The sequence below is a fragment of the Kiloniella laminariae DSM 19542 genome, assembly GCF_000374005.1.
GTDB classification, from domain to species: Bacteria; Pseudomonadota; Alphaproteobacteria; order Kiloniellales; family Kiloniellaceae; genus Kiloniella; species Kiloniella laminariae.
In genome coordinates, this window is the sequence record NZ_KB893163.1 from 1 (window position 1) to 1,492 (window position 1,492).

Here is a 1,492-nt window from a genome sequence, read left to right on the forward strand (position 1 = left end):
ATAAAGGTTCTCGATCATGGCTTCCAATTCCGCAGCTGTTGCAGTCTCCACTTTTGACCCTAAAAATGCGATCCTTGTTGTTGGGCAGCATGTCAAGACGGGGTTGTATAACCGAGGGCTTGGATATGTTACCGCCATTCATGGAGAACAAAACCCGGCTTCTGTTGGCTCTTTCTCCGGGGGAATTGCTTTCGGCGGTTCTGCTTCTTTTGACATCGTTTTTCTGGATGGTTCAGTTACGAACAGGCTCCCTGAATCCATTCTAAGAGGTGTTCAATGGCAAATCCTGGAAGGTGTAGCCTCAGAGTATGAAATTGCTCTGGCCGTTGCTCAGGCTGATTCCATCCGCGAACAGAAAGAAAAAACAAAGGCTGCAGAAAAGGCAGCTTATCAGAAAAAATGTGATGATTTGAGAACTGCAGAGGCATTAAAACACCTCAATCAAGAGGAAGAATATTCTTCAAAACGTGCTGGTAAAAATATCCGGATCCAATTAAAAAGAGCTTTTCCGTCAGTAAAATTCTCTGTTCGCATGGACGGGCATAACTCTATTAATGTTGGCTGGACGGACGGCCCATTAAAGGAAGCTGTTAAAGCTATCGTTGGATGCTTTCAGTGCGGTTTTTATGACGTGAACGAAGACTATCACGGCATCAAATCAACACCGTTTGGTGATGTTTTCGGGGATGTCGAATTTCTTTTCTTCAATCGTGATTATTCTGATGTAGCGATCGAAGAGGCTGTAAAAGCCGTAAATTCAAAGTATGCCGCGAATATTGCGGAGCTTGAAGACGATAAAAAACCCACTGTTGAAAATTATAAAAATGGTTCGTCAAGACTGGTTGTTGTTCCTGGTATTGAGAAGGATCTGGCATCCCTGATTTTTTCTGAAATGCTCAAATGGGATGGTCTGCAGAAGACAGTTTTGATCCCTGCTGAAGACAGCCAGAAATCTATCATCGAAGAACACACCCACACCAAGCACGGTTTTCAGATGTTTATTGTCGTGAATCCTGAACGGGTGGCCCGGGATGTTTTTATGGCCCAGCTGGACGCAGCCAAAGCCCTTGGCGGCTGGTACTCTAAAAAATGGGGCTCAACTCCTGCTGGTTTTGCTTTCAAAGATGAAGCAGCTGCAAAGAGCTTTGCCGCTGATACTTTTGGCCATGATGATGAACCTACACCGCCAACAAAACCAACGAAGAAGGCCCAGCCAAAGGCCGACAGTAATACAGCGGATAAATTCCGGACACTTGCCGACAAGATGCAAGGCGAGATTGATAACAAGCTGGCTAACCGGCTTACGAACACACCCAAAAGACAGCGAGAAGCAGGAGCGGCCAGAATTGAGGGGGAACGACTGAAAAGAACACAAGAAGTTCTTCTAAAGCTGGCTGATTTACATGACGCCGGAACTGTTCCGGAAGTCCTGAAAGGCATTAGAAGCAAGAAAGCGGTTTACGAGCTGGTCGGCGAGAAAATGGATAGTTCC

Annotated in this window: 1 protein-coding gene and 1 pseudogene; both read left to right on the top strand. The window is 45.8% G+C overall.

All coding sequences use genetic code 11. The annotated features are described in order from the left end of the window. Nucleotides 1–16: 16 nt before the first annotated feature. Nucleotides 17–382: pseudogene (locus B152_RS26650) on the top strand (hypothetical protein); the annotation flags it as partial. Between the two features lie 27 nt (nt 383–409). Continuing rightward, nucleotides 410–1,492: LPD29 domain-containing protein (locus tag B152_RS25505; protein WP_342664249.1), on the top strand; the 1,083-nt coding region annotated here is incomplete at its 3' end.